2 protein-coding genes (1 of these 2 only partly in view) are annotated in these 2500 nt (G+C 37.4%); both read left to right on the plus strand.

The window, feature by feature from the left end; all coding sequences use genetic code 11:
* Positions 1–58: 58 nt before the first annotated feature.
* The gene (locus J2743_RS12245) at positions 59–1027 is read left to right on the plus strand and encodes a PqqD family protein (RefSeq protein WP_209626651.1); all 969 of its coding nucleotides are present in this window, start codon (positions 59–61) and stop codon (positions 1025–1027) included.
* Positions 1024–2500, plus strand: the 5' portion of a protein-coding gene (locus J2743_RS09625) for an asparagine synthetase B family protein (RefSeq protein ID WP_209626653.1). It continues 398 nt past the right edge of the window; the window shows 1477 of its 1875 coding nt (coding positions 1–1477); the start codon lies at positions 1024–1026; its stop codon lies off the right edge, out of view. Before J2743_RS12245 ends, J2743_RS09625 begins: the two co-directional genes overlap by 4 nt.

The following is a 2500-nucleotide window of genomic DNA, read 5'->3' on the forward strand; positions in this document are numbered from 1 at the left end:
TAGTAGAATATTATTTGTTTAGGATGTGGGGGATCTTTTCATTATCCAAAAATTGTATGTGGATTCTGAGAAAATTGTCCGAGCAGAGAATCAAGCTCGTTTAATAGCCCTTAATCAATCACTTAACTCATTTGAATTGAGTTATATTGATTATAAAAAAGCTGAAAAAGATGTTGAAGAGCTTGCCTCCCAGATTTTAGAAGTTTATTCACCGGAAAATTTAGAATCTTTTGTTTTTAAACCCATACCTAGGGGTGGTTTTATTGTTTTAGGGATGTTAGCATATGCACTCAACCTTAACCCATCTCAATTTGAATTTAACACCAATCCAAAACAGCCCATAATGATAGTTGATGATATTGCTCTCACAGGTGCCAGAATTGCCGAAATTTTATCTAAAAACAATTTTTCACATGTAGTAATTGCCCATCTTTATAGTCCACCACAACTTCGTAATGCCCTCATGGAAAATGAGCCATGTGTTAAAAACTGTTTTTCAGCCCATGATCTTGAAGATCACGCACCTCATAATTATATCGGTGATTACAGTTTATGGGAGAAACAAGTTTCTAAAAAGATGTGTAAACGTTATTGGATAGGACAATCAGATGTAGTGGGATTTGCCTGGAGTGAAACTGATTATTTTTTATGGAATCCAGTGACAAAGAGGTTGGAAGATGGCTGGAGGTTATTAGCTCCTCATAAATGTTTAAAAAACAAGTTCAATCTGGGAATATCATCCCAAAGAGTAGAAAAACAGGATATCAAACTTTCAGAAGATGTGGTGAGTGGAATATTCTCTGATGAAATCTTACTTTATCACCGGGAGACTGGAGAAATTTTTTCTCTTTCGGGGGTGGCTGCCATGATCTGGCGGGTGCTGATGACTTTGGGAAATGTTGAAGCTACAGTGAAATATTTAAAAGAATATTATGATGTGGAAGAGGATGTTTTGCGTCGGGATGTGGAAAAATACGTCAGTCATCTGTTTGAAACCAAGATATTAAAAAAAGAGGTGGATTTGTGAGTGGTGTCTGCGGTATTATAGATTTTAATAACCGACCAGTCCACCAGGAAACCCTAGAAAAAATGGTGGAATTCATCAGCTACCGTGGTCCTGATGGTATTAATTACTGGGTTGAGGGAAATGTTGGGATGGTTAACCTGGCATTAAACACCACTCCTGAATCATTATGGGAAAACCAGCCACTTTTAAGTAAAGATGAAAATCTGATATTGACCGCTGATGCTAGGGTGGATAACCGGGAAGAACTCATATCCGCACTCAGGGATAATGGCTACATCAAAGAGAAAAAACATACAGATGCTGATCTCATCCTAGCTGCATATGAATGTTGGGAAGAGTATTGTCCTAAACATATAATGGGGGACTTCACATTTGTATTATGGGATAGATCAAAAGAAAAACTGTTCATAGCCCGTGATACATTTGGGGCACGTCCATTTTTTTATTCTATTCAAGATAATGTTTTATATTTTGCCAGTGCAGTGCAGCCTATTGCCCAGACACTGCCCACGTCACCTTCCCTGAATATGCAACTTATGGATGATTTTCTGCACCGTTCTTTTAACTTATGGGCCTGTCAAACCATCTTCAATGGCATTTTCAGATTACCTCCTTCACATTTTTTAACAATAGTAAATGGTCAAAGAAAAAGAAAATTGTATCATGTTTTTGGACAGCAACCTAAACCCAATTTTTCGTCGGACCAAGAATGGATCGATGCATTTGGTGTTCTTCTTGAAGAGATTTTAATTAACCAGCTACGCAGCAATACACCTGTAGGACTATGGGTTAGTGGAGGTTTAGATTCATCAGCCCTGGCCTGTCAAATATATGATTTAAAGAAAAAACATCCAAATCTTCCTGAAATTAAACTAATTTCGTCAATATTTGAGGAAACACCATCTGCTGATGAAAAAGATTACTTTGACTTGGTAGCAGAATATTGTCAAGGAACACCAGTTAAGTATGTTGTTTCAGATGATTGTTGGCCTTTTGGTGAACTTGGAAAAGACGGAGGGTTTCCACTGGATGAACCCGAAATTTGGGAGTATCGTGGCCACAGTCAGAAAGTTATGAAAGCAACCAAAAAGGAAGGATGCAACGTATATCTTGGTGGAGGGGGCAGTGATGATCTTATAGGCACCAGTTTTTACCGTATTCCATCTGCTTTGCGTGATGTTAAGTTAAAAAATTGGAAACAAGAAGTACAATGGTTCCATGAAAAGGGATTCTCTTGGAAAAATTTATTTTTCAAAGCTTACTTACTACCATTAATTCCCCGTAATCTCACATACAAAGTTTCAATGCTCTGGAACAGGCGAAAATTGCCCTGGTTAAACCAAAATTACATACCATCCCATCTAAATCACTGTAAACTCGATGAAGAGTTCATCAATCCTAAAAATTTTGATAATTATGGGTTTGTGGCCTGTCAAATGTTGAAAAATCCTTGGCTTATATCGGGTTATGATT

The organism is Methanobacterium petrolearium, assembly GCF_017873625.1.
Taxonomy (GTDB): domain Archaea; phylum Methanobacteriota; class Methanobacteria; order Methanobacteriales; family Methanobacteriaceae; genus Methanobacterium; species Methanobacterium petrolearium.